We start from the raw sequence: 21,100 nt of genomic DNA, 5'->3' as shown, positions 1-21,100 counted from the left end.
AAGCGCTTCTTAGCACCCGAGTGGGTCTTCTGCTTCGGCATCTTCTCTTCCTTCGTATGGCGCCTTCTCAGGCGACGTTGTCAGCCCGCAGTGCGGGAGTCTTCGGGGCGGGTGTCACTCCGCCGGTGCGGCTTCGGCCTCTCCGGCCGAGCTGTCGTTGCGGGCGCCCTGCTTGGTAGCGCGCTGCGCATCGCGCACGGCGTTCTGCTCGGCCTTCGCCTCGGACTTGTTCTTCAGCGGCGCGACGACCATGACCATGTTGCGACCATCGATCGTGGGGTTCGACTCGACCGTGCCGAACTCGGCGACGTCCTCGGCGAACTTGCGCAGCAGACGAACGCCCTGCTCGGGCTTCTGCTGCTCACGGCCGCGGAACAGGATCATGGCCTTGACCTTGTCGCCCGACTTCAGGAAGCCCTCGGCGCGCTTGAGCTTCGTCGTGTAGTCGTGCGCCTCGATCTTCAGGCGGAAGCGGACTTCCTTGAGGATCGTGTTCGCCTGGTTGCGGCGAGCTTCCTTCGCCTTCTGGGCGGCCTCGTACTTGAACTTGCCGTAATCCATGATCTTGACCACGGGCGGCTTCGAGTTGGGGGCAACCTCGACGAGGTCGAGATCGGCTTCCTGCGCAAGGCGCAGCGCGGCCTCGATGCGGACGACGCCGATCTGCTCACCCGCGGGGCCGACGAGGCGGACCTCGGGGACGCGGATGCGCTCATTGGTACGGGGATCGCTGATGCGGAGCTCCTTAGACGATGGGATTCGGCCTCCGCGACGCTGACTGCATCACGGGCGAAATCGGAATCGCCCCACACCCGCCGACGCTCAGACATCGGCTTCGCACCCTGACCACCGGACATCGTCCGATCTGCCGGCGGGAACCGGCGGAGTGCAAGACCCGGTAGCCTGGAACGGCAAGCGCGGGTGGGAAGTGAATCCTCTTTCAGTTCGGAGCACGACGCTCCGAAGCCCGACAAAGTCTAACAGAAGGCAAGGCAAAGTGACGATTCCGCATCAGGATGACACCCCCGACGAGCGCCACGAGCGCTGGCAGCAGCAGGAGGAGGCCGCAGCGGCGGCCACCCGCGACATCGCCGACGTTCCCGCCGTCGAGGTGATCACCACCGCAGCCGTGCACCTCATGAGCGCCGCGGCCGTGAAGACGGGCCTCGCCCATGACCCCGACAATGAGCTCGACCTCGACGAGGCGCGAAAGCTCATCAATGCCCTCGCCGGGCTCATCACGGCCGGCGCGCCCGAGATCAGCGACATGCATGCGCGCTCGCTGCGCGACGGCCTGCGATCGCTGCAGCTCGCTTTCCGCGAAGCATCCGCCATTCCCGACCCGATCGGCAAGGGTCCGGGCGAGAAGTGGACCGGCCCGGTCAACTGACGGGCCTCGACGCCCCCGACCTGCAGAACAGGGCTCATCCCTCGGGATGAGCCCTGTTCTGCAGATCAACGTCAGCTTGCGCGGCGCAGCTTCACCGTCAACGAGTCCGCGAGCACGGCGATACGATCGTCTGCCGCCCAGCGCTGCGCGAGACGGGCCAGGACGGCATCGAGCGTCTCACGCTCGAGCCCATCCGCGAGGTCGAGGATCACGACCAGCTCCGGGCCGTGCAGACGAGCATCCGGGTCCCCTGCTGCGACCGCGACATCGATCACGGCCAACTCGTGCCCGATGCTCTCCTGCAGCGCGAGGAAGACCTCGGGAGACAGGAAGCTCGGCTCCCACGACTGCCCCTGGGCCAGGGCCCAGACCGCAGGACGCCGGATGACGAACTCGGTTTCGCTCGTCGGGTCCAGAACGATGAGGTCGGTGCCCTCTGAAGACGCCGATAGTGCGACACGCACCGCCTCGACCGGGATCGGCCGCGCTTTCGGATCCCATTCCTGCATGGCCTCCACCGACGAGAACACGGGCTGCACCGTGCGCCCATCCGGCGCAGCGACCGTCACGATCGACAGCTCCTGCGTCTTGTCGACGAGGAGGCCCGTGGGTCCCACGCCCTCATCGCCGCGCTCGGCGATCAGGGGGATGAGAACGCGTGCTCCGCGGAAGGCGTCCACGACCTCCGCCTGGCTCCCGGAACCCGCGCGGAAGCGCGTCAGCGCGTCGAGCAGCGCAGGGTCGGCCGAGCCGTCATCCGTTGAATGCGGATTCGGTTCGAAGCTGCGCCCTTCCCAGGGCACCCCGGCGGAATCGCCGTGGTTGCCATGGTCGCAGGCGTCAGTCCCCTGCGACATCCAGGGCCTCGGCCAGTGTGAACGCGCCCGCGTAGAGGGCCTTGCCGACGATCGCGCCCTCGACACCCAGGTGCACGAGCTCTCGGAGAGCGGCGATGTCATCGAGGTTGGAGACGCCGCCCGAGGCGATGACCGGCTTCGGGGTGCGTGCAGTCACCTCGCGGAGCAGCTCGATGTTCGGGCCGCGGAGCGTGCCGTCCTTCGTGACGTCGGTGACGACATACCGGCTGCAGCCGGCGTCTTCGAGGCGGGCGAGCACCTCCCAGAGGTCGCCGCCCTCCTTCGTCCAGCCGCGGGCGGCGAGCGTCGTTCCGCGCACATCCAGACCGACCGCCACGGCCTCGCCGTAGCGTGCGATGACATCGGCGGACCACTCCGGGTTCTCGAGCGCCGCGGTGCCGAGGTTGATGCGACTCGCGCCGCTCTCCAGGGCCGCCTCGATGCTCGCATCATCGCGGATGCCGCCCGAGAGCTCGATGTTCACACCCTTGAACTGCTTGATGACCTTGCGCAGGATCACCGTGTTGTTGCCACGGCCGAAGGCTGCGTCGAGGTCGACGAGGTGGATCCACTCCGCCCCCTGGTCGACCCATTCCCCCGCGGCATCCAACGGATCGCCGTAGCTGGTCTCGGAACCGGCCTCGCCCTGCGTGAGACGGACCGCCTGGCCGCCGGCGACATCGACCGCCGGCAGAAGGGTGAGCTTGGGCGTGGACGCGAAATCGTTCATGTCATCCTCAGGTGGGTGAAGTGCGCCGATCGAGGTGCACGGAATCCGAGACTAGCCCGGCGGGGTTCAGGGTTCAAAACGGCGACGACTCATTGAGACCGCCACCGCGGCTCAGAGGCTGTCGACCCAGTTCTTGAGAAGACGGATGCCCGCCTCACCGGACTTCTCCGGGTGGAACTGGGTCGCCGACAGCGGGCCGTTCTCGACCGCGGCGAGGAACGGGTCTCCGTACGTCGTCCAGGTGAGCTGGGGCTTCGGGAACGGCGGGATGACGTCGAGCTCCCACTTCTGCGCCGCGTAGGAGTGCACGAAGTAGAAGCGCTCCTCCTCCAGGCCGCGGAACAGGATGCTGCCGGCATCCGGGGTCACCGTGTTCCAGCCCATGTGCGGCAGCACCGGCGCGTTGAGCTCGGTGACGGCCCCCGGCCATTCACCGAGACCGGCGACGTCCTGGCCGCGCTCCACGCCGTGCTCGAACATCACCTGCATGCCGACGCAGACGCCGAGGACCTTGCGTCCTCCCGCCAGACGCCGCTCGATGATCTCGTCGCCGCCCTTCGCGATGAGAGCCTCGCGCACAGCCGCGAACGCTCCGACGCCGGGGACGAACAGCCCATCGGCTTCGAGCGCAGCGGTGCGGTCGCCCGTGAGGACCGCATCCGCGCCTGCGGCGATCAATGCCTTGACCGCCGAATGGACGTTCCCCGAGTCGTAGTCGTAGACGACGACGGTCGGGCGGCGGGTCACAGGGCTCCCTTGGTCGAGGGGATGCCCTCGACCAGAGGGTCCAGAGCCTTCGCCTGACGGAACGCGCGGGCGAAGGCCTTGAACTCGGCCTCGGCGATGTGGTGCGGGTCGCGACCGCCGAGAACGCGAACGTGCACGGTCAACCCCGCGTGGAACGTCAGCGCCTCGAAGACGTGGCGCACGAGCGAGCCTGTGAAGTGTCCGCCGATCAGGTGCATCTCGAAGCCTGCCGGCTCGCCGGAGTGCACGAGGAAGGGACGTCCGCTGATGTCGACGACGGCCTGGGCGAGCGCCTCGTCCAGCGGGACGAGGGCATCTCCGTAGCGGGAGATTCCCGATTTGTCGCCGAGGGCCTCGCGGATCGCCTGCCCCAGCACGATCGCGGTGTCCTCCACCGTGTGGTGGGCATCGATGTGGGTATCTCCCGTGGCGCGGACCGTGAGGTCCGTGAGCGAATGCTTCGCGAACGCCGTCAGCATGTGATCGAAGAAGGGCACCGAGGTGTCGATGTCGCTGCGGCCGGTGCCGTCAAGGTTGACGGTGACCTCGACGGTCGACTCGGAGGTGTGTCGGCCGCGGGTCGCGATACGGGAAGCACTCATGAGGCTGATTCTACCGACGCCAGCGCGTCGAGGAACGCCGTCGTCTCGGCCTCGGTGCCCGCCGTCACGCGCAGGTGGTTCGGGATGCCGACATCACGGACGAGGACGCCCCGATCGTACAGCGCCTGGAACGTCGCCCTCGGGTGCTCCACCCCGCCGAAGAGCACGAAGTTCGACCAGGACTCGCGCGGCCGGTAACCCAGCGCCTCGAGCGTCGCCGTGATGCGATCGCGCTGCTGGACGATCTCATCGACCATCCCGAGCATGGTGTCGGCATTGCGCAGCGCGGCGACCGCGGCCGCCTGCGTGAGGGCGCTGAGGTGGTAGGGCAGGCGCACGAGGCGAAGCGCATCGATGAAGGCGGGGTCTGCGGCGAGGTACCCCACCCGGGCACCGGCGAAGGCGAATGCCTTGCTCATCGTGCGCGAGATCGCGAGGCGGGGACGCCCCTCCAGGAGGCTCAGCGCCGAGACGGCGTCACGCGGCGCGAATTCCCAGTACGCCTCGTCGACGACGACGACGCCACGGGATGCCGCATAGACGGCCTCGACGACGTCGAGGCCGAGCGGGGTTCCCGTCGGGTTGTTCGGACGGCACAGCAGCACGATGTCGGGATCGTGCAGCTCGACCTGCGCGGCGGCCTCTTCCGGCGTGATGGTGTAATCATCGCGCCGCTCCCCCGCGACCCAGCGGGCGCCCGTTCCTTGAGCCAGCAACGGGTACATCGAGTAGGTCGGCCCGAAACCGAACACCGTGCGACCGGGGCCGCCGAAGGCCTGCATTATGTGCTGGAGCACCTCGTTGGAGCCGTTGCCCGCCCAGATCTGCGCAGCATCCAGGCCATGCCCGAGGTATCCGGCGAATGCCTCGCGCAGCGCCGTGAACTCGCGGTCGGGGTAGCGGTTGACATCACGCAGAGCGACGGCGATGTCATCGAGGATTTCACTCGCAACCGCGTCAGGAACCGGATGCGTGTTCTCGTTGACGTTCAGCGCGACAGGCAGCGGGGCCTGCGGAGCACCGTAGGGGGTGAGTCCGCGAAGATCGTCGCGGAGGGGCAGGTCGTCGAGTGAAGCAGTCACCCTTCCATGCTACGGGGAGATCAATTCGAGTACTGCGCGGGAATCGCGATCCGCTCGCCGACCTGGACCGCCCCGTTGCTGCGGACATTCAGACGCTGGATCTCATCGATCACGATACGCGGGTCGACACCCGGCGCCACGGACTCGGCCACCGACCACAGGGTATCGCCCGGCAGGATCGTCACCATCTCGAACCCCGTCGCCGGCGAGGACTCACCCGAGGCGAGCGCCGAGCCCCCGCTGAGCGCGACGAGACCAACGACGGCCGCCAGCGGAACTGCGGCGAGCCCGAGCAGCACAGCTCGGCCGCGCGCGGTCAGACGCAGCCGCGTCGTCGCGCGCACGGGGCTGATGACCGGGGCACTGATGCTGGTGCTGCTCATGAGTTTGTCTCCTCTGCCTGTGGACGCAGTGTTCGCATTCACCGCTCGGCCGGGAGCGGTGAATGCGAAGCTACGTTCCGAACTTATCTTCGAATTCGAATGGATGTCAAGGATTATTCGAAAACCCGGCATCCGATTCGAGGACACGCTCGAACAGATATTCCGAATCGGGGCGAATCTCCGCTACGGTTCTCGATAACGAGACCCCACCACGGGCCGCAGACATTCGAAGAGCACCGCCGGAACCGCGCACCAAGGAGCATGCATGAGCGACATCGCCGTCCCCGACCCCGAGGCCGGACGCACCCGTCGTCGCAAGAGTCTCAGTGCCAAGCAGATGGCGATCCTCGAAGTCATCCAGTCCTCGATCGCGACGAACGGCTACCCGCCGAGCATGCGCGAGATCGGCGACGCCGTCGGCCTCAAGTCGCTCTCGAGCGTCACCCATCAGCTCGGCCAGCTCGAGCTGAGCGGGTACCTGCGCCGCGATCCCGGAAAGACCCGTGCGATGGAGGTCCTGATCGATCTCCCCGGTCAGAGCGGCGAGAATCCGGCGGATGCCTCGACCCCCGTCGGCGACGCTGCCATGGTGCCCCTGGTCGGGCGCATCGCCGCAGGCGTCCCGATCACGGCGGACCAGCAGGTCGAGGAGATCTTCCCCCTCCCCCGCCAACTCGTGGGCAAGGGCGACCTCTTCATGCTCAAGGTCTCCGGGGAGTCGATGATCGACGCGGCGATCTGCGACGGCGACTGGGTCGTCGTGCGCACCCAGTCGACCGCCGAGAACGGCGAGATCGTGGCGGCGATGCTCGACGGCGAGGCGACGGTGAAGACCTTCCGACAGCGCGACGGCCACACCTGGCTCCTGCCCAGGAACTCCTCCTTCGAGCCGATCCTCGGCGATGACGCGGTCGTCCTCGGCAAGGTCGTCGCGGTGATGCGAGCCGTCTGACCGCTCACCGGCCCCGCTCTCCGAGCGGGTGTCGGCGGTCCGGCCTAGGCTCGTGTCATGCCTCAGCCGTACGGAACCTGGTCCTCACCCTTCCACGCCGCCGATATCGCCGCGGCATCGCCCAAGCTCGACGGGTCGCGCTTCGTCGCCGGTGAGATCTGGTGGGGCGAGTCCGTTCCGTCCGAGGGCGGACGGATGAGCGTTCGCAGCTCGAACGGTTGCGAGATCCTGCCCGCGCCGTGGAGCGCGCGATCCCGCGTGCACGAGTACGGCGGCGGGGCATGGACCGCCTCCTCCGATGGCACGCTGTTCTTCGTCGAGGCGACCACGCAGCAGGTCATGAGCCTGACGACGGGTGATTCGCCGATGCCGCTCACCGCGCCCGGACCCCATCACGGCGGGCTGGTCTGGCAACAGGGACGACTGTTCGCGGTGCGCGAGGATCTCTCGCGGGACCCCCATCGACGGGGCATCATCGAGATCCCGACGGACGGGTCGGCGTCCGAGAACCCCGGCGCTCTCCGCATCATCGCCGAGGGTCGATCGTTCTTCGCGCACCCCGCGCTCTCATCCGATGGGCGGCGCATCGCCTACGTCGAGTGGAGCGGCCTCCAGATGCCGTGGCAGCGGGCCTCACTGCGCGTGCGGTCTCTCGAGTCCGACGAGACCTTCTCCATCGGTACCCGCGCCGCGCTGCAGCCGACCTGGATCGACGATGACGAGGTCGTCTATCTCGACGACCGGCCGATCATCGGGAACGGCATCGACGGCCCGGCGCGATGGAGCCTTCATCGAGTGGCGATCGATGCCACCGGCGCCGCAGGCCCCGCGCGGATGATCGCGCCCGCCGATGCCGATACCGGTTATGGCCTCTGGGTTCTTGGAAACCGCTGGTACCAGCGGCTCGCGGACGACCGCATCGTCGCTGTGCGCACCAACGGCGCGGACGAGGTCGTGGTGATCGCCAGCGATGGCTCGATCCGCGCGCTCGAGGTCCCCGCCACCGGGCACGTGAGCGTGGACGACGCGGATGGAACGCGCGTACTGCTCTCCGGCGGCGGCGCCTCCGCCCGCGCCGGCGTATGGTCCGTCGATGTCGACTCCGGCGAGGTCACGACGATCGCCGGGGGCTCGCCCGCGGATCCGGCGTGGATGCCGCCGGCCATCGCCCACACCTTCGCCGGACCGAACGGTCCCGTGCACGCGTTCGACTACGCGCCGGCTAACCCTGAGGCATCCGCACCTAGCGGCGACCTTCCGCCATACATCGTCTTCGTACATGGCGGGCCCACTGCCCACGTCTCGGGTGCGGCGTCCGCCGCGTTCGCCTATTACACGAGCCGGGGCATCGGTGTCCTCGACGTGAACTACGGCGGCTCAACCGGTTACGGCCGCGCCTACCGGGAGCGCCTCGACGGCCAGTGGGGCATCGCGGATGTCGACGACGTGCTCGCCGCGGCACGGGGACTCGCTGAAGCGGGTCTTGCCGATCCCGACCGGATCGCGATCCGCGGCGGCTCCGCGGGCGGATGGACGGTGCTGTCGGCACTCGTGCGCGGCGGGGTCTTCGCCGCCGGGATCAGCCGGTACGGGGTGGCCGATCTGCGTATGCTGGCCGAAGACAGCCACGACTTCGAGAAGCACTACATCTCGGGCCTTGTCGGTCCGCTTCCGCAGGCCGAGCAGCTCTACATCGACCGATCCCCACTCACGCACGCCGATCGCATCGATGTGCCCGTGCTGCTGCTGCAGGGCGCGGACGACCGGGTCGTGCCGGCTTCGCAGTCCGAGGCGATCCGCGATGCGCTCGCCGAACGCGACATCGACCACGAGTACGTGCTCTACCCCGGCGAGGGGCACGGCTTCCGTCGTGCCGAGACTGTCGTCGACTCCATGGAGCGCGAACTGACGTTCCTCGGTCGGGTGTTCGGGTTCACACCGGAGTTGTGAGCTTCACTCCCCCATGCGGTTGCGCAGCCGCATGGCGCGCTCGGCCTCGCGGGTGTCCTGCCGCTCGCGCAGCGTCTGGCGCTTGTCGTACTCTCGCTTGCCCTTCGCGAGTGCGATCTCGACCTTGGCGCGTCCATCGGAGAAGTAGAGCTTCATCGGGACGAGAGTGTAACCGCCGGCCTGCACCGCGTGCTCCAGCTTCTGGATCTCCTCGCGGTGCATGAGGAGTTTGCGCACCCGCTTGGCGGAGTGGTTCGTCCAGTGCCCCTGCGAGTACTCCGGGATGTGCACGGAATCGAGGAAGATCTCGTTGCCCTTGATGAAGGCGTATCCATCGGAGAGATTCGCGCGCCCCTGACGCAGTGATTTGACCTCGGTGCCGGTGAGCACCATTCCCGCCTCGTACGACTTCTCGATGGTGTAGTCGTGACGTGCGCGACGATTGGTCGCGATGACCTTCTCCCCGCGTTCCCTGGGCATGATGCTCTCCTGTTTTCCGTCGTACAGCCAGCCCTCAACCCTATAACAGGGCGGATGCTACGTGCGCAGCCACCGGCGGATCGCGAAGCCCGCGGACAGCGCCGCCAGCACGATGCCGATACCCATGAGGATCGGCACGACGATGACCGCGTCCTGCATCGACACCCATGTCGTGATGAAGGGGACGCGCCCCCGGAGGTATCCGTCGACGCCGAAGTGCATGCCGGCGATGATCGCGGCGCTCGCGAGGGCGGATCCGAGGAATGCGGCGAACACGCCTTCGAGCACGAAGGGGGTCTGGATGAAGCGGTTGGATGCTCCGACCAGACGCATGATGCCGATCTCTTTGCGCCGCGCATAGGCCGAAAGTCGAATGGTCGTCGCGATCAGGAGAATCGCTGCGATCAGCATGAGCACGGCGATTCCGACGGCGATGTAGGTCGCCACGGTCAGCGCGGAGAACAGCGGGTCGAGGTACTGCAGCTGGTCACTGACGTCTTCGACGCCGTTGATGCCGGCGAACGCCTCGACGATCACCTGGGATTGCTCCGGGTCCTTGAGCGTCACATAGAAGCTCTCGGACACCTGCTCCTCGGTGAGGATCCCGGCCTGCTCCTCACCGAGCAACTCGGTGATGTTCGCGTAGGCCTCGGATCGGTCCTCGAAGCGGACGTTGCTGATGAGGGAGCCGAGCGCATCGCCCTCGAGCTCGGCGCGGACCTGCTCGACCTGATCGTCGGTGGCCGCGCCGTCCAGGCAGGTCTCCCCGCTCGACACCGTCGAGCACATCGAGATCGATACCTGCGCGCGCTCGGTCCAGTAGGCGCGCATCGTGCTGATCTGCCCCTGCATGAGGATCGCGGCGCCAACGAACGTGAGCGAGACGAATGTCACGAGCACGACGGAGATCACCATCGAGATGTTGCGTCGAAGACCCCCGAGGGCCTCCATGAGAATCAGTCCCGCTCTCATGAGGTCGGCCCCACTTCGTCTTCTCCGGCAGCATCGGCCAGCCCCAGGCGATCGGCAACGCCCAGCTCGGCGACGTCGACCTCGGGGAGCACGATCGGATGCGTGCTGGGAGTCCTGTTCATCTCGGCGATGCGCTCGGCTGTGAGCGGCTCGAGCGTCTCGGTCTCGCGCTGCACCTCCTGCACGGCGCTGAGAGCGGCCGTCGCTGCGGCACCGCGCTCCTGCTCCGGGACGAGCCGAGGGATCATCGAGCGGTCGCCGTAGCCGCCATGGGTCTCATCGCGCACCATCTCACCGTGCTTGAGCTCGATGACGCGGCGCTGCATCTGGTCGACGAAGGCCGCTTCGTGAGTCGCCATGACCACGGTCGTCCCGCCGGCGTTGATGCGGGCGAGCAGCTGCATGATGTCGACGGACGTCGCGGGGTCGAGGTTTCCGGTCGGCTCGTCCGCGAGCAGCAGCTGCGGCCGGTTGACGAGGGCACGGGCGATCGCGACGCGCTGCTGCTCACCGCCGGAGAGCTCATGCGGCATCCGCTTCTCCTTGCCCGCGAGCCCGACAAGCGCGAGAGCCTCCGGCACCGCCTGCGAGATGAACCCGCGCGAGGAACCGGTCACCTGCAGGGTGAAGGCGACGTTCTGGAAGACCGTCTTGGACGGCAGAAGCCGGAAATCCTGGAAGACCGAGCCGATGTTGCGTCGGAAGTACGGCACCTTGCGATTCGCGAGCGATCGCAGATCGCGCCCGAGGACGGCGACCCGCCCCGACGTGGGCACATCTTCGCGGAGGATGAGCCGGAGGCAGGAGGATTTACCCGAACCTGACGCACCGACGAGGAAGACGAATTCGCCCCGCTGGATCTCGAAGTCGACCCCGGAGAGGGCCGGTCTCTTCGTCCCGCGGTAGCGCTTGGTGACGTTCTCGAACCGAATCATGGCGTATCGAGCCTAAGCGGGCGTGCCCGCGCAGCGGCGAGCGACACCCCAGGGCGAATCAGTCGTCGTCGTCGCGACGCTTGCGCCAGCGGATTCCGGCGGAGATGAAGTCGTCCAGCGCACCATCGAAGACAGCGGCGGGGTTGCCGTGCTCGTGGCCCGTGCGCAGGTCCTTGACGAGCTGCTGGCCGTAGAGGAAGTAGGAGCGCATCTGATCGCCCCAGCTCGCCGTGATGTTTCCGGCGAGCTCCTTCTTCTTCGCGGCCTCTTCTTCCTTCTGCAGCAGGAGCAGCCGGGTCTGGAGGACGCGCATGGCGGCCGCACGGTTCTGGATCTGCGACTTCTCGTTCTGCATCGACACGACGATGCCGGTCGGCAGGTGCGTCAGGCGCACGGCGGAGTCGGTGGTGTTGACCGACTGACCGCCGGGTCCGGAGGAGCGGAAGACATCGACCCGGATGTCGTTCTCGGGGATCTCGACCTCGGTGGCCTCCTCCATGAGAGGAATGACCTCGACGGCCGCGAAGCTGGTCTGGCGCTTGTCCGCGGAGCCGAACGGGCTGATGCGCGCGAGGCGGTGCGTGCCGGCTTCGACCGAGAGCGTGCCGAAGGCGTACGGCGCGTCGACCTCGAAGGTGGCGGACTTGATTCCGGCGCCTTCGGCGTACGAGATGTCCATGACCTTGGTGGGGTACTTGTGGTGCTCGGCCCAGCGCAGGTACATGCGCATGAGGATCTCGGCGAAGTCTGTGGCGTCATCGCCGCCGGCGCCCGAGCGGATCGTGATGATCGCGCTGCGATCGTCGTACTCGCCGTCGAGGAGGGTCTGCACCTCGAGGTTGTTGATGACCTCGGTGAGAGCGGCGAGTTCGGCGCGCGCCTCGGCGGCGGAGTCCTCGTCCTCCATCTCGTTGGCGAGCTCGATGAGCACATCGAGGTCGTCGAGACGGCGCTCGATGTCGGTGACGCGCTTGAGCTCGGACTGGCGGTGGCTGAGCGCGCTCGTCACCTTCTGAGCCTTTTCGGGGTCGTCCCAGAGGTCGGGCGCGCCCGCTTCCTCGCTGAGACGGGCGATGTCGGCGGTGAGTCGCGGAACATCGACGACCTCACGGATGTCGCCGAAGGTGTGCTTGAGCGCCTGGATGTCGGCGGAGAGATCGAGTTCGAGCATGGCAGTTCAGCCTACCGCGGATCTCCGGGCATCCGCTGTACGACCGCGCGGTAGCGTGGGCCGGGTGAGCAATGCGTCGAGGGTCCTGCGCCAGTTCGGTCCGATGGTGTACCTGCCCACCGTGCTCTTCTCCCTCGGCGAGGGGGCGGTCCTCCCCCTGATCCCGGTGATCGCGGCGAACATGGGCGCGGATGTCGCATCCGCTGCTCTCGTCGCCTCGGCTCTCGTCGTCGGACAGCTGTGCGGGAACATCCCCGCCGGTTGGGCGGTCGCGCGCATCGGCGAGCGGTTCACGATGGTGGTCGCCGGCATCATCTCCATGGTCGCGGTCATCGGGATGGCTCTCGCCCCGGTCATCGCGGTGTTCGCCGTCGCCGTTTTCGTCCTCGGGTTCTGCGCCGCGGCCTTCGGCCTCGCCCGGCACGCGTTCATGACGACCCGGGTGCCGTTGGCGTTCCGCGCCCGTTCGCTGTCGCTGCTGGGCGGCAGCTTCCGCCTCGGCATCTTCATCGGCCCCTTCGTCACTGCGGCGCTGCTGCAGATCTTCGGAGACGAGCATGCGGCGATCTGGTTCTTCCTCCTCTGCCTCGCGGCGATGGTCGCGCTCGTCCTCCTCGGCCCGGACCCCGAACGCAGCAACCCGGAGATCCCGGTTTCATCCGCGCTCGCGGAAGACACCGGAGAGGCCGTGACCGGATCGATCCCGACGCTCGAGCGAACCGGGGTGCTGCGAACCATGTGGCGCCATCGCGGGGTCCTCGGCCGGCTCGGCGCCGCGGCGGCCTGCCTGTCGGCGGTGCGCTCGGCCCGTCAGGTCGTGCTCCCGCTGTGGGGCATCTCGCTCGGGCTCGATGCGCAGACCATCGCGCTCGTGGTGGGCGTCTCCGGAGCGATCGACTTCGCGCTCTTCTACGCCAGTGGTCAGGTGATGGACCGCTTCGGTCGTCTGTGGGCGGCGATGCCGGCCATGGTGCTGATGGGCACCGGGTTCCTCGCCCTCGCCTTCACTCACGACGGCGACAGCGCCGTGCTCTGGTTCGGGATGCTGGCGGCGGTGCTCGGCGTCGGCAACGGCCTCTCCAGCGGCATCCTGCTCACGCTCGGCGCGGATGTCGCCCCGAAACGGCATCCTGCGGCCTTCCTCGGTTCGTGGCGCACGCTGACGGATGCCGGCGGCGCCATCGCGCCCCTCATCGTCTCCGGAGTGACCGCGATGGCCTCGCTGTCGGTCGCCTCCGGTGTCGTGGGCCTGATAGGGCTTCTCGGCGCCGCGGGGTTCGTCCGGTGGATCCCCCGCTTCAGCCCTCCGCCCGCGCGCTCCGAGGACTGACGCCTCAGCGCAGCGCGGTCCGGCTCGTCGCGGTCGACTCCAGCGCGACGCCGTCGGGGACGAACGCCGAGAACAGCGGCGGATGCCAGTCGACGGCGAGGGTCACCCGTGCGGTGACCCCATCCGGGGCGGATGCCGCGACCACCCAGGCCCCGGAGGAGACCGCATCGACGATCGCCACCGCCTGCTCGCGCACCCCCGAATCGGTGAGTTCGGCGCGCACCGCGTCCTCCTCGACGACGAGGGTGAACCCGTCGGCTCCGGCGAGCGCCGCCGCATCCGCCAGGGAGTCCAGCCGCTTCTGGTGCACGTACAGGTCGGTCGCGCAGGTGCACACGAAGACCACGGCGATCGCGAGGACGATATAGCCCAGAAGCAGGGGCAGGATGCTGCCGTCCTCATCGGATCGCTCGATCACTGCGTGCCCCACAGCCGGGAGACCTTCTGCGCGGCGACCGCCTCGAGCGGGATGCTCGTGGCCTCGTCGAGGCCGAAGACCGCCGGCACGAAGGGCAGCGAGACGCGGGTGGAGACCGTCACCACAACGGTCGCACCGGTCGAAGGGCACTCGATGCCGCTCGGCACGCAGTGCATGGCGATCTGCACGCGCTCGGCCTCGAGCTGGTACTCGTCGATGACGCTCGCGATCACGGCATCGCCACGGGTCGCAGCGCTGGGCGCATCCTCCGCCTGCCCGATCACCCGGGCGGTGTGCCGGGCGGCGGCCTCCACACCCAGCAGGCTCTGCTGCATGCCGCCGAGGGTGATGATCAGGTAGACGAAGGGGACGAGGAGGATGACGCCGGCGGTGATGAACTCGACGGCGGCCGATCCGTCCTCATCATTCGCCCAGACTCTCCATCGGGGCATCCGCTTCCACCTCCATCGCGTAGGGCACGCCCAGCAGGCCGATGATCGGCAACCGGGTTCGCACGGTGACCGACGCCGTCGGGTAGCCCAGCCGGTCACTGCGGGCGACGGAGATGTCCTCCGCGAAGGCGGCGCCGATGGACCGTGTGATGACGTCACGGGTGCGCTCGGCGCCGTCGATCAGGCTCGTATCGGCCAGCGCCGCGTGATGCGCGCCCTCGACGGCTGCGTCGTGCACGACGTTGCGAACGTACATGGCCAGCCCCAGCTGCAGAATCGCCAGCGTCAGCACCGTCAGAAGGGAGCCGACGAGAATGAAATCCACCGGACTAGACCCGCGTTCCTCGCGCCACCATCTCCGCCGCGGCACCGTCAGATTCCGGAGACCCGGGAGATGGCCTGTTCGAACAGCCCGGTCAACGCAGGACCGGCGACGGCCCAGATGAGCACGACGAGACCGGCGGTCATCAGTGTGACCAGAACCCACCCGGGGACGTCTCCGGACTCGTCGTCGGCGAGCGCATCGGCGCCATCGGCCAGGGCGTGCCACCATCGGGTGATTCGTGTCATGGTCTGCTCCTCGTGAGGGAAATGGTCAATGCTCAGCCGAGGCCGAGTCTCAGGATGAAAAGCCCCGGATACACCGCGAACAGCACGGACAGCGGCAGGATCAGGAACACGAGCGGAAGCATCATGGTGATCTCGCGCCGCCCGGCCTGCTCGATGAGTGCGCGCTTGGCGTCTTCGCGTGCGTCCGAGGCCTGCGCGGTGAGGACGCCGGCGAGGGGCGCGCCGTGCTCGAGCGCCGCGATGATCTGGTCCGTCGCCCGCGAGATGCTGTCCACCCGCAACCGGGCGGACATCTCGGTCAGGGCATCGGCGAGCGGGGATCCGGTGCCGACGGCGAGGACGACGAGTCGCAGCTCTTGGGTGAGCTCGCCCGAGCCCGTGGATGCCACGCGGCGCAACGCATCAAGGAAGCTCTCGCCCGCCGACAGGCACAGCGCCAGGAATTCGAGCGTCGTGGGCAGCTCCTCGGCGATCCGCGTCCGGCGGGCGGTGACGCGGGCCGTCAGGAGCATGTCGACGCCGATCGCCCCGACGGCACCGAGGACGACGGGCAGCACGGCGGCCGGCGCCGTGAGCCGCCCGGACACGGCGAGCACGACGACCAGGGCGCTGCCGAGCCCGAATCCGGCGACCGCCCAGCTCAATTGGCGCGCGCGGAAGCGGACCGGCTCCTCGGTGGCGCCCGCCTGCGCCAGGCGCAGGGAGAGCGCGGTGCTGTCGCCGAATCCGCCCAGGAGCAGGGCACGCAGACGCTCGCGAGCGCCGGTGGCCGCCGCGGGCAGCACGCCGACCCGCGGAAGAGCCGCTGCGGGAAGATCGGCATCGGCGACCGCATCGCGCACATAGGGCGCGATGCGGTCGGTGAGCGGCGCCGCCGACCATCGCGGCAGCGCCGTGAGCATGCCCAGGATGCCGGTACCGAGCAGCCCGCCCCAGAGGACCGCGGTCGCGGCATCCGTCAGCACGTTCATGCGAACCACCGTCGCGGTTCGGGGAGCCGTCCGATGCGCACCATGATGCGGAAGGCGATCACCGAGACAGCAGCCCCGGCGCAGATCACCGCGACGCCCTGTGCGCTCGCATAGGCCTGGGCGCCTTCGGGGCGCATGACCAGGAGCAGGAGGATCACCCACGGTGCGACGACGCCGAGCACGGCGGCGCCGCGGATCCAGGACTGGCGCGCCTCGACTTCGCCGCGCAGCGCCGCATCGGCGCGCACGGAGGAGGACAGCGCTCTCAGCACCGACGTGAGCTCGGTGCCGCCGACCTGGCGGGTCATCTTCAGCGCTTCGACGATGCGGTCGGCGATGGGATCGGCGAGCGCGGCCTTCAAACGGTCGATGCTCGTCTCGAATCGTCCGGTCTGGTGCAGGTCGCGGGCGAAGACGACGAACGCCGGGCGGACCATGGCGGGGGCGGATTCGGCGAGGCTCGCGACGGCATCCGGCAGGGAGAGTCCGACGCGGATCGAGGCGATGAGCAGATCGCAGACGTCCGGCCAGAGCTGGCGGCGGGCCTTCAGCAGGCGCAGGCGCCGGGAGCGCAGGTAGACGATCGGCGTCACCGCGGCGGCGAGTGCTGCGAGCGCCGCGAGCACGGGGATCACGGTGATCAGCCAGACGACGGATGCCGCGACCAGGGCTGCGGCGACCATGATCGCGATGACCGTGCGCGGAGCGGTCGATGAGAGCCCTGCCTCATCGAGCAGTCGGGCGAGGGCGCCCTCACGGATTCCGGGTTCGGCTCTGTGCCGCTCGCGCGCGGGCCACAGCCACGGCGAGGCGCACAGCAGCATCCCGGAGGCCAGGAGCGCCCCCATGAGCAGGGTCATCGCCGAGATTCCGCGCGGTAGAGGCTGCGCGTGCGCAGACGCCCGTCGATGATCTCGCCCGTCGGCGCGATGACTTCCGCGACCCGCCGGCTTCCGTCCGCATCCTGCTCGCAGTGCACGATCATCGAGACGGACGCCGCGACGGCGGGAGCGATGAAGGACCGGTCGATGTTGCGCCCGGCGAGCAGTGGGAGCAGCGTCAGCTTCTCGAGCGCCTCAGCGGCGGAGTTCGCGTGGATGGTGCCGGAACCGGGTACACCGGTGTTGAGCGCGAGAACCAGGTCGAGGGCTTCGGCGTCGCGCACCTCTCCGACGACGATGCGATCGGGCCGCATGCGCAGCGCCTCTTTCACGAGGCGGCGCAGGGTGATCTCCCCGGTGCCCTCGAGGCTGGCCTGGCGCCCCTGCAGGGCGACGACATCCGTGCCCTGCACCGCGAGCTCGAACGTCTCCTCGACCGTGATGATGCGCTGCGTCTCGGCGCACGAGTCCAGGAGGGCGCCGAGCAGAGTCGTCTTGCCGGCGTGCGTCGCGCCGGAGACGATGATGCTGCGGCCCGCATGCATCGATTCCTTCAGCAGGTCGGCGACGTGCTGAGGCAGCGAGCGCAGAGCGACGAGCGCTTCGAGGGAACGGTGCACGGGGAGGAACTTCCGGATGTTGACGGCCCACGCTCCGCGGACGACATCCGCGATCGCCACGTGCAGGCGGGATCCGTCGGGCAGGCTCGCGTCGACGAAGGGCTGGCTGATGTCGACGCGGCGTCCGGTGGACTGCAGCATCCGCTCGACGAGATCGCGCACGCCGGCATCGGTGAGCCGTAGCGGGACCCGCTCGGACTTCCCGCCCCGTGCGACGAAGACGTGTTCGGGCCCGTTCAACCAGATCTCCTCGACCGTGGGATCGTCGAGGAGCGGTTGAAGGGGCCCGAACCCGCCCACTGATGCCAGCACATCCCGGACGCAGGCGGACTCGTCCTCGATCATCGCGTCCCCACGCGACAATGCGAGATCGTTGTGCCGTCGCACTTCCGCCTGAGCGATCCGCCGTGCTTCCTCGGGCGCGAGGGAGGGGTCGGTGCGCTCGGTGCGCAGTCGTCGCCGAACACGTTCGGCGACGACGAGGGCGGGCTGGCTCACACCGGAATCATTGCAAATCCCCGCGGACTGCCGGAAAAGTTATCCACAGGTCCCCGCGGAGATTCGCAGACCGCTCATCCGCGAGGTCCGCTCGCGAGTGACCCGGCGCCCCGTAGACTGGAACCACCATGCGGGAGTGGTGAAATCGGTAGACACGCAGGATTTAGGTTCCTGTGCCTCTGGGCGTGTGGGTTCAAGTCCCACCTTCCGCACTGTTCCGCTGTATCCGATTCCATCCCCGACGGGCTTGCATGCACCAGATCGCGTTCCTCCCGGACTGGCTGAGCCCGGAGAGCATCATCTCCTCGGCGGGAGGATGGGCACTGCTGGTCGTCTGCCTGATCATCTTCGCCGAGACGGGTCTGCTCATCGGCTTCCTCCTGCCCGGCGATACGCTCCTGGTCATCTCAGGGCTCCTCACGCACACGAACGACGTGTTCCATGTGAGCATCTGGATCGTGGCATCCGCCATCGCCGTGTCTGCATTCATCGGAGGCGAGGTCGGATACCTCATCGGGCACAAGGGCGGGCCGGCGATATTCGAACGCAAGGACTCCGGCATATTCTCCCGGGCGAACGTCGACCGCACCAATGCGTTCTTCGAGCGCTTCGGAGGCCTGACGATCGTCCTGGCCCGATTCGTCCCGATCGTGCGCACCTTCGCCCCGGTCGCCGCGGGCGTCGGACATATGCCGTGGAAGCGATACTCGCTCTACAACGCGATCGGCGCGGTGCTGTGGGGCTTCGGGCTGACGCTGCTCGGCTACGCGATCGCATTCATCCCCACGGTCGCCGATCTCGTCACCCGCTACATCGACCTGATCCTGCTCGCGGTCGTACTCGGAACCGTGATCGTCACGGGCATCCATTACCTTCTCGAGCGCCGCAGAGCCGCCCGCGCCTAGCGACGGGCTCCAGCGCACCGCCCACATCAGGCGTGCGTCTCGGTGCACTCCGCCCGACCATCGGGCTCGAGCTGGAAGGTAGAATGCTCGACGTCGAAATGGTCGCTGAGGCAGGCCTGGAGCTCTTCGAGGAGATCCCCGGCGCGGCCGGCGGCGAACACCTCCGGATCGACTCCCACGTGGGCGGTGAACACCGGTGCGCCGCGGGTCAGCTGCCACACGTGCACATCATGCACCCCGGTGACGCCGTGGATCCCCTGCAGGTGATCGCGGATCTCGCCGACATGGGTGTCCTTCGGAGCGGACTCCGCGAGCACCGAGAAGACCTCGCGCAGCAACGAGACCGCGCGCGGGATGATCATCACCGCGATGAAGAGTGAGGCGATGGCATCCGCCGGCATCCATCCCGTCACGACGATCACGACAGCGGCGACGATGACCGCGGCGGAGCCGATCATGTCGCCGAGCACCTCGAGATATGCGCCGCGCACGTTGATGTTCGTCTTCTGCGCGGCGCTGAGCAGCCACATGGCGATCATGTTCGCGATCAGACCGATGATCGCGACGACCAGCATGAGGGGGCCGGCGACCTCCGTCTCGGCCGGTTCGATGAGCCGTCGCACGCCCTCCACTCCGACCGTCGCCGCGAGGACGATGAGGATGATCGCGTTGATGAGTGCGCCGAAGACCTCCGCGCGCTGGTAGCCGAAGGTGCGCCGGTCATCCGCGGGACGCGCTGCGACCGTGCTCGCGATCAGGGCGATGACCAGGGCCGAGGCATCCGTGAACATGTGGGCGGCATCGGCGAGAAGCGCCAGTGATCCCGTCAACACGGCGCCCACGACCTGGACGATCATGACCGTCGCCGTCAGACAGAGGGAGATCGTCAGCAGTCGGCGATTGCTGAACGAGCGGATTCCCCCAGCCGGAGCGTGATCGTGCATGCCTCCAGGCTAGGCGACCTCACCGGTCCCGAAGGCCGTGATGGGCCAGTCGGGAACGGTGATGATTCTCAATAGCGCGTCAGAGCGTCTTCAGCAGCGGAACGAACGCTTCGAAGGCGCGAGCCCGGTGCGACTGCGACTGCTTCTCCTCGTCCGACAGCTCCGCCGCGGTGCGCTCATCGCCGGCGGTCTGGCCGTCCGGGATGAAGATCGGGTCGTAGCCGAAGCCGTGGCCCCCGGCCGGTGCCGTGGCGAGGCGTCCCGGCCAGACACCGGCGACGGTGTGCTCGGCGCCCTCCGGCGTCACGAGCGCGATCGTCGAGATGAACTGCGCCGCGCGATGCGGATCGGCGATGTCGGCGAGCTGGTCGAGCAGCAGTTCGAGGTTCGCTGCGGCGTCCTTCTTCTGCCCGGCCCAGTAGGCCGAGAAGATACCCGGCGAGCCGCCGAGCACGTCGACGCAGATGCCGGAGTCGTCGGCGAAGGCCGCCAGCCCCGTGTGGGCGGCCGCGGCGCGTGCTTTGATGAGGGCGTTCTCGGCGAAGGAGACGCCGTCCTCGACCGGCTCGGGGCCGTCGTAGCCGATGACCTCGAGGTCGGGGCGGGTCAGCGCGACGATCTGCTGGAACTCGCTGACCTTGTGCGGGTTGTGCGTGGCGAGGACGACCTTCGTCGTCATGCCTCGAGCGCCTTCAGCTGGTGGGCCTTCAGATCGGCGCAGCCGTTGACGCCGAGCTCGAGCAGCGCGTCGAGCTCGCGCTTGTCGAAGGGCGCGCCCTCGGCGGTGCCCTGCACCTCGACGAACAGGCCGCGCCCGGTGACGACGACGTTCATGTCGGTCTCGGCACGGACGTCCTCGACATAGGCGAGATCGAGCATGGGTTCGCCGTCGATGATTCCGACCGAGACCGCGGCGACCGAATCGATCAGCGGGGTGGCGTTCTTGCCGATGAACTTCTTGTTGCGGCCCCACTCGATCGCATCGGCCAGTGCGACATAGGCGCCGGTGATCGCCGCGGTTCGGGTGCCGCCATCGGCCTGCAGCACGTCGCAGTCGATGACGAGCGTGTTCTCGCCGAGCGCCTTCGTGTCGACGACGGCGCGGAGTGCCCGGCCGATGAGCCGGGAGATCTCGTGGGTGCGTCCGCCGATCTTGCCCTTGACGCTCTCGCGGTCATTGCGGCTGTTGGTCGCGCGGGGAAGCATGGAGTACTCGGCGGTGACCCAGCCCTTGCCCTTGCCGGTCAGCCAGCGCGGGAC

General features: G+C 68.2%; 26 protein-coding genes and 1 tRNA gene. 6 read left to right on the top strand and 21 right to left on the bottom strand.

Annotated elements, in window-relative coordinates; genetic code table 11:
- Positions 1-114: 114 nt before the first annotated feature.
- The gene (gene infC / locus Q0Z66_RS09550) at positions 115-759 is read right to left on the bottom strand and encodes a translation initiation factor IF-3 (protein WP_366938984.1); all 645 of its coding nucleotides are present in this window, start codon (positions 757-759) and stop codon (positions 115-117) included.
- A gap of 238 nt (positions 760-997) precedes the next feature.
- On the opposite strand from infC, the gene Q0Z66_RS09545 reads away from it, so the two are divergent.
- Positions 998-1,390, top strand: coding sequence for a DUF1844 domain-containing protein (locus Q0Z66_RS09545; RefSeq protein ID WP_298040535.1), 393 nt, complete (start codon positions 998-1,000; stop codon positions 1,388-1,390).
- Between the two features lie 71 nt (positions 1,391-1,461).
- On the opposite strand, the gene Q0Z66_RS09540 is transcribed toward Q0Z66_RS09545, so the two are convergent.
- The 6 genes from Q0Z66_RS09540 to Q0Z66_RS09515 all read right to left on the bottom strand — a co-directional run bounded on the left by Q0Z66_RS09540 (position 1,462) and on the right by Q0Z66_RS09515 (position 5,791).
- Positions 1,462-2,247: an SseB family protein gene (locus Q0Z66_RS09540; protein ID WP_298040534.1), complete on the bottom strand. Its 786-nt coding sequence runs from the start codon at positions 2,245-2,247 to the stop codon at positions 1,462-1,464.
- Positions 2,231-2,977 carry a bifunctional 1-(5-phosphoribosyl)-5-((5-phosphoribosylamino)methylideneamino)imidazole-4-carboxamide isomerase/phosphoribosylanthranilate isomerase PriA gene (priA, locus tag Q0Z66_RS09535; protein ID WP_298040533.1) on the bottom strand — a complete coding sequence of 249 codons (747 nt, stop codon included), beginning with the start codon at positions 2,975-2,977 and terminating at the stop codon, positions 2,231-2,233. Before priA ends, Q0Z66_RS09540 begins: the two co-directional genes overlap by 17 nt.
- Positions 2,978-3,088: 111 nt before the next feature.
- A complete protein-coding gene (gene hisH / locus Q0Z66_RS09530; RefSeq protein WP_298040532.1) occupies positions 3,089-3,724 on the bottom strand; it encodes an imidazole glycerol phosphate synthase subunit HisH in 636 nt (211 codons plus the stop codon).
- The gene (gene hisB / locus Q0Z66_RS09525; protein WP_298040531.1) at positions 3,721-4,326 is read right to left on the bottom strand and encodes an imidazoleglycerol-phosphate dehydratase HisB; all 606 of its coding nucleotides are present in this window, start codon (positions 4,324-4,326) and stop codon (positions 3,721-3,723) included. The genes hisH and hisB overlap by 4 nt, the downstream gene beginning before the upstream one ends.
- Positions 4,323-5,408, bottom strand: a complete 1,086-nt coding sequence (locus Q0Z66_RS09520; protein ID WP_298040529.1) for a histidinol-phosphate transaminase — start codon at positions 5,406-5,408, stop codon at positions 4,323-4,325. The genes hisB and Q0Z66_RS09520 overlap by 4 nt, the downstream gene beginning before the upstream one ends.
- A gap of 20 nt (positions 5,409-5,428) precedes the next feature.
- Entirely contained in the window at positions 5,429-5,791 is a 363-nt protein-coding gene (locus Q0Z66_RS09515) for a LysM peptidoglycan-binding domain-containing protein (RefSeq protein WP_298040528.1), read from the bottom strand.
- 265 nt (positions 5,792-6,056) lie between these two features.
- Here Q0Z66_RS09515 and lexA point away from each other — a divergent pair, with 265 nt between their 5' ends.
- On the top strand, positions 6,057-6,743 hold the full coding sequence (gene lexA / locus Q0Z66_RS09510) for a transcriptional repressor LexA (protein WP_298040527.1): 687 nt from the start codon (positions 6,057-6,059) through the stop codon (positions 6,741-6,743).
- A 57-nt stretch (positions 6,744-6,800) separates the two neighbouring features.
- Positions 6,801-8,693, top strand: coding sequence for a prolyl oligopeptidase family serine peptidase (locus Q0Z66_RS09505; protein WP_298040525.1), 1,893 nt, complete (start codon positions 6,801-6,803; stop codon positions 8,691-8,693).
- Positions 8,694-8,696: 3 nt separating this feature from the next.
- Here Q0Z66_RS09505 and smpB read toward each other — a convergent pair whose 3' ends face one another.
- Genes smpB through prfB form a run of 4 tightly spaced genes read right to left on the bottom strand, consistent with a single transcriptional unit; the run spans position 8,697 to position 12,251 of the window.
- On the bottom strand, positions 8,697-9,173 hold the full coding sequence (gene smpB, locus Q0Z66_RS09500; protein ID WP_298040523.1) for an SsrA-binding protein SmpB: 477 nt from the start codon (positions 9,171-9,173) through the stop codon (positions 8,697-8,699).
- Positions 9,174-9,230: 57 nt separating this feature from the next.
- Entirely contained in the window at positions 9,231-10,145 is a 915-nt protein-coding gene (gene ftsX / locus Q0Z66_RS09495) for a permease-like cell division protein FtsX (RefSeq protein WP_298040521.1), read from the bottom strand.
- Positions 10,142-11,080, bottom strand: a complete 939-nt coding sequence (ftsE, locus tag Q0Z66_RS09490) for a cell division ATP-binding protein FtsE (RefSeq protein WP_298040519.1) — start codon at positions 11,078-11,080, stop codon at positions 10,142-10,144. The genes ftsX and ftsE overlap by 4 nt, the downstream gene beginning before the upstream one ends.
- A gap of 58 nt (positions 11,081-11,138) precedes the next feature.
- The gene (prfB, locus tag Q0Z66_RS09485) at positions 11,139-12,251 is read right to left on the bottom strand and encodes a peptide chain release factor 2 (protein WP_298040517.1); all 1,113 of its coding nucleotides are present in this window, start codon (positions 12,249-12,251) and stop codon (positions 11,139-11,141) included.
- A gap of 103 nt (positions 12,252-12,354) precedes the next feature.
- On the opposite strand from prfB, the gene Q0Z66_RS09480 reads away from it, so the two are divergent.
- Entirely contained in the window at positions 12,355-13,581 is a 1,227-nt protein-coding gene (locus Q0Z66_RS09480) for an MFS transporter (protein ID WP_298040539.1), read from the top strand.
- 4 nt (positions 13,582-13,585) lie between these two features.
- On the opposite strand, the gene Q0Z66_RS09475 is transcribed toward Q0Z66_RS09480, so the two are convergent.
- The 7 genes from Q0Z66_RS09475 to Q0Z66_RS09445 are packed head-to-tail and all read right to left on the bottom strand — an operon-like array spanning position 13,586 to position 17,991.
- Positions 13,586-13,999 carry a pilus assembly protein TadG-related protein gene (locus Q0Z66_RS09475; protein ID WP_366938983.1) on the bottom strand — a complete coding sequence of 138 codons (414 nt, stop codon included), beginning with the start codon at positions 13,997-13,999 and terminating at the stop codon, positions 13,586-13,588.
- Complete coding sequence (locus tag Q0Z66_RS09470) at positions 13,996-14,451, bottom strand: TadE family protein (RefSeq protein WP_298040515.1); 456 nt, start codon at positions 14,449-14,451, stop codon at positions 13,996-13,998. The genes Q0Z66_RS09475 and Q0Z66_RS09470 overlap by 4 nt, the downstream gene beginning before the upstream one ends.
- Positions 14,423-14,776, bottom strand: a complete 354-nt coding sequence (locus Q0Z66_RS09465; protein WP_298040513.1) for a TadE family protein — start codon at positions 14,774-14,776, stop codon at positions 14,423-14,425. Before Q0Z66_RS09465 ends, Q0Z66_RS09470 begins: the two co-directional genes overlap by 29 nt.
- 47 nt (positions 14,777-14,823) lie before the next feature.
- Complete coding sequence (locus Q0Z66_RS09460) at positions 14,824-15,021, bottom strand: hypothetical protein (RefSeq protein WP_298040511.1); 198 nt, start codon at positions 15,019-15,021, stop codon at positions 14,824-14,826.
- Between the two features lie 32 nt (positions 15,022-15,053).
- Positions 15,054-15,992, bottom strand: a complete 939-nt coding sequence (locus Q0Z66_RS09455; RefSeq protein WP_298040509.1) for a type II secretion system F family protein — start codon at positions 15,990-15,992, stop codon at positions 15,054-15,056.
- On the bottom strand, positions 15,989-16,852 hold the full coding sequence (locus Q0Z66_RS09450) for a type II secretion system F family protein (protein ID WP_298040508.1): 864 nt from the start codon (positions 16,850-16,852) through the stop codon (positions 15,989-15,991). Before Q0Z66_RS09450 ends, Q0Z66_RS09455 begins: the two co-directional genes overlap by 4 nt.
- Complete coding sequence (locus tag Q0Z66_RS09445; RefSeq protein ID WP_298040507.1) at positions 16,849-17,991, bottom strand: ATPase, T2SS/T4P/T4SS family; 1,143 nt, start codon at positions 17,989-17,991, stop codon at positions 16,849-16,851. The genes Q0Z66_RS09450 and Q0Z66_RS09445 overlap by 4 nt, the downstream gene beginning before the upstream one ends.
- A 130-nt stretch (positions 17,992-18,121) precedes the next feature.
- Here Q0Z66_RS09445 and Q0Z66_RS09440 point away from each other — a divergent pair.
- Together Q0Z66_RS09440 and Q0Z66_RS09435 are read left to right on the top strand one after the other, a co-directional pair.
- A tRNA-Leu gene (locus Q0Z66_RS09440) sits at positions 18,122-18,203 on the top strand.
- 39 nt (positions 18,204-18,242) lie between these two features.
- Entirely contained in the window at positions 18,243-18,896 is a 654-nt protein-coding gene (locus Q0Z66_RS09435; RefSeq protein ID WP_298040505.1) for a VTT domain-containing protein, read from the top strand.
- Positions 18,897-18,922: 26 nt separating this feature from the next.
- Here the strand turns inward: Q0Z66_RS09435 and Q0Z66_RS09430 are convergent, their stop codons facing one another.
- From Q0Z66_RS09430 to rph, 3 genes are all read right to left on the bottom strand, one after another.
- Positions 18,923-19,840: a cation diffusion facilitator family transporter gene (locus Q0Z66_RS09430; protein ID WP_298040503.1), complete on the bottom strand. Its 918-nt coding sequence runs from the start codon at positions 19,838-19,840 to the stop codon at positions 18,923-18,925.
- 79 nt (positions 19,841-19,919) lie between these two features.
- Positions 19,920-20,519 (bottom strand): RdgB/HAM1 family non-canonical purine NTP pyrophosphatase, encoded by a 600-nt coding sequence (gene rdgB / locus Q0Z66_RS09425; RefSeq protein WP_298040501.1) that lies wholly within the window; start codon positions 20,517-20,519, stop codon positions 19,920-19,922.
- A partial coding sequence (gene rph, locus Q0Z66_RS09420; protein WP_298040499.1) for a ribonuclease PH occupies positions 20,516-21,100 on the bottom strand: 585 nt, incomplete at its 5' end. The genes rdgB and rph, both read right to left, overlap by 4 nt.

It is taken from the genome of uncultured Microbacterium sp., assembly GCF_947632095.1.
Classification (GTDB): domain Bacteria; phylum Actinomycetota; class Actinomycetes; order Actinomycetales; family Microbacteriaceae; genus Microbacterium.
The sequence above is the reverse complement of the archived record's forward strand: the minus strand, read 5'-3'. Positions and strand labels throughout refer to the sequence as shown.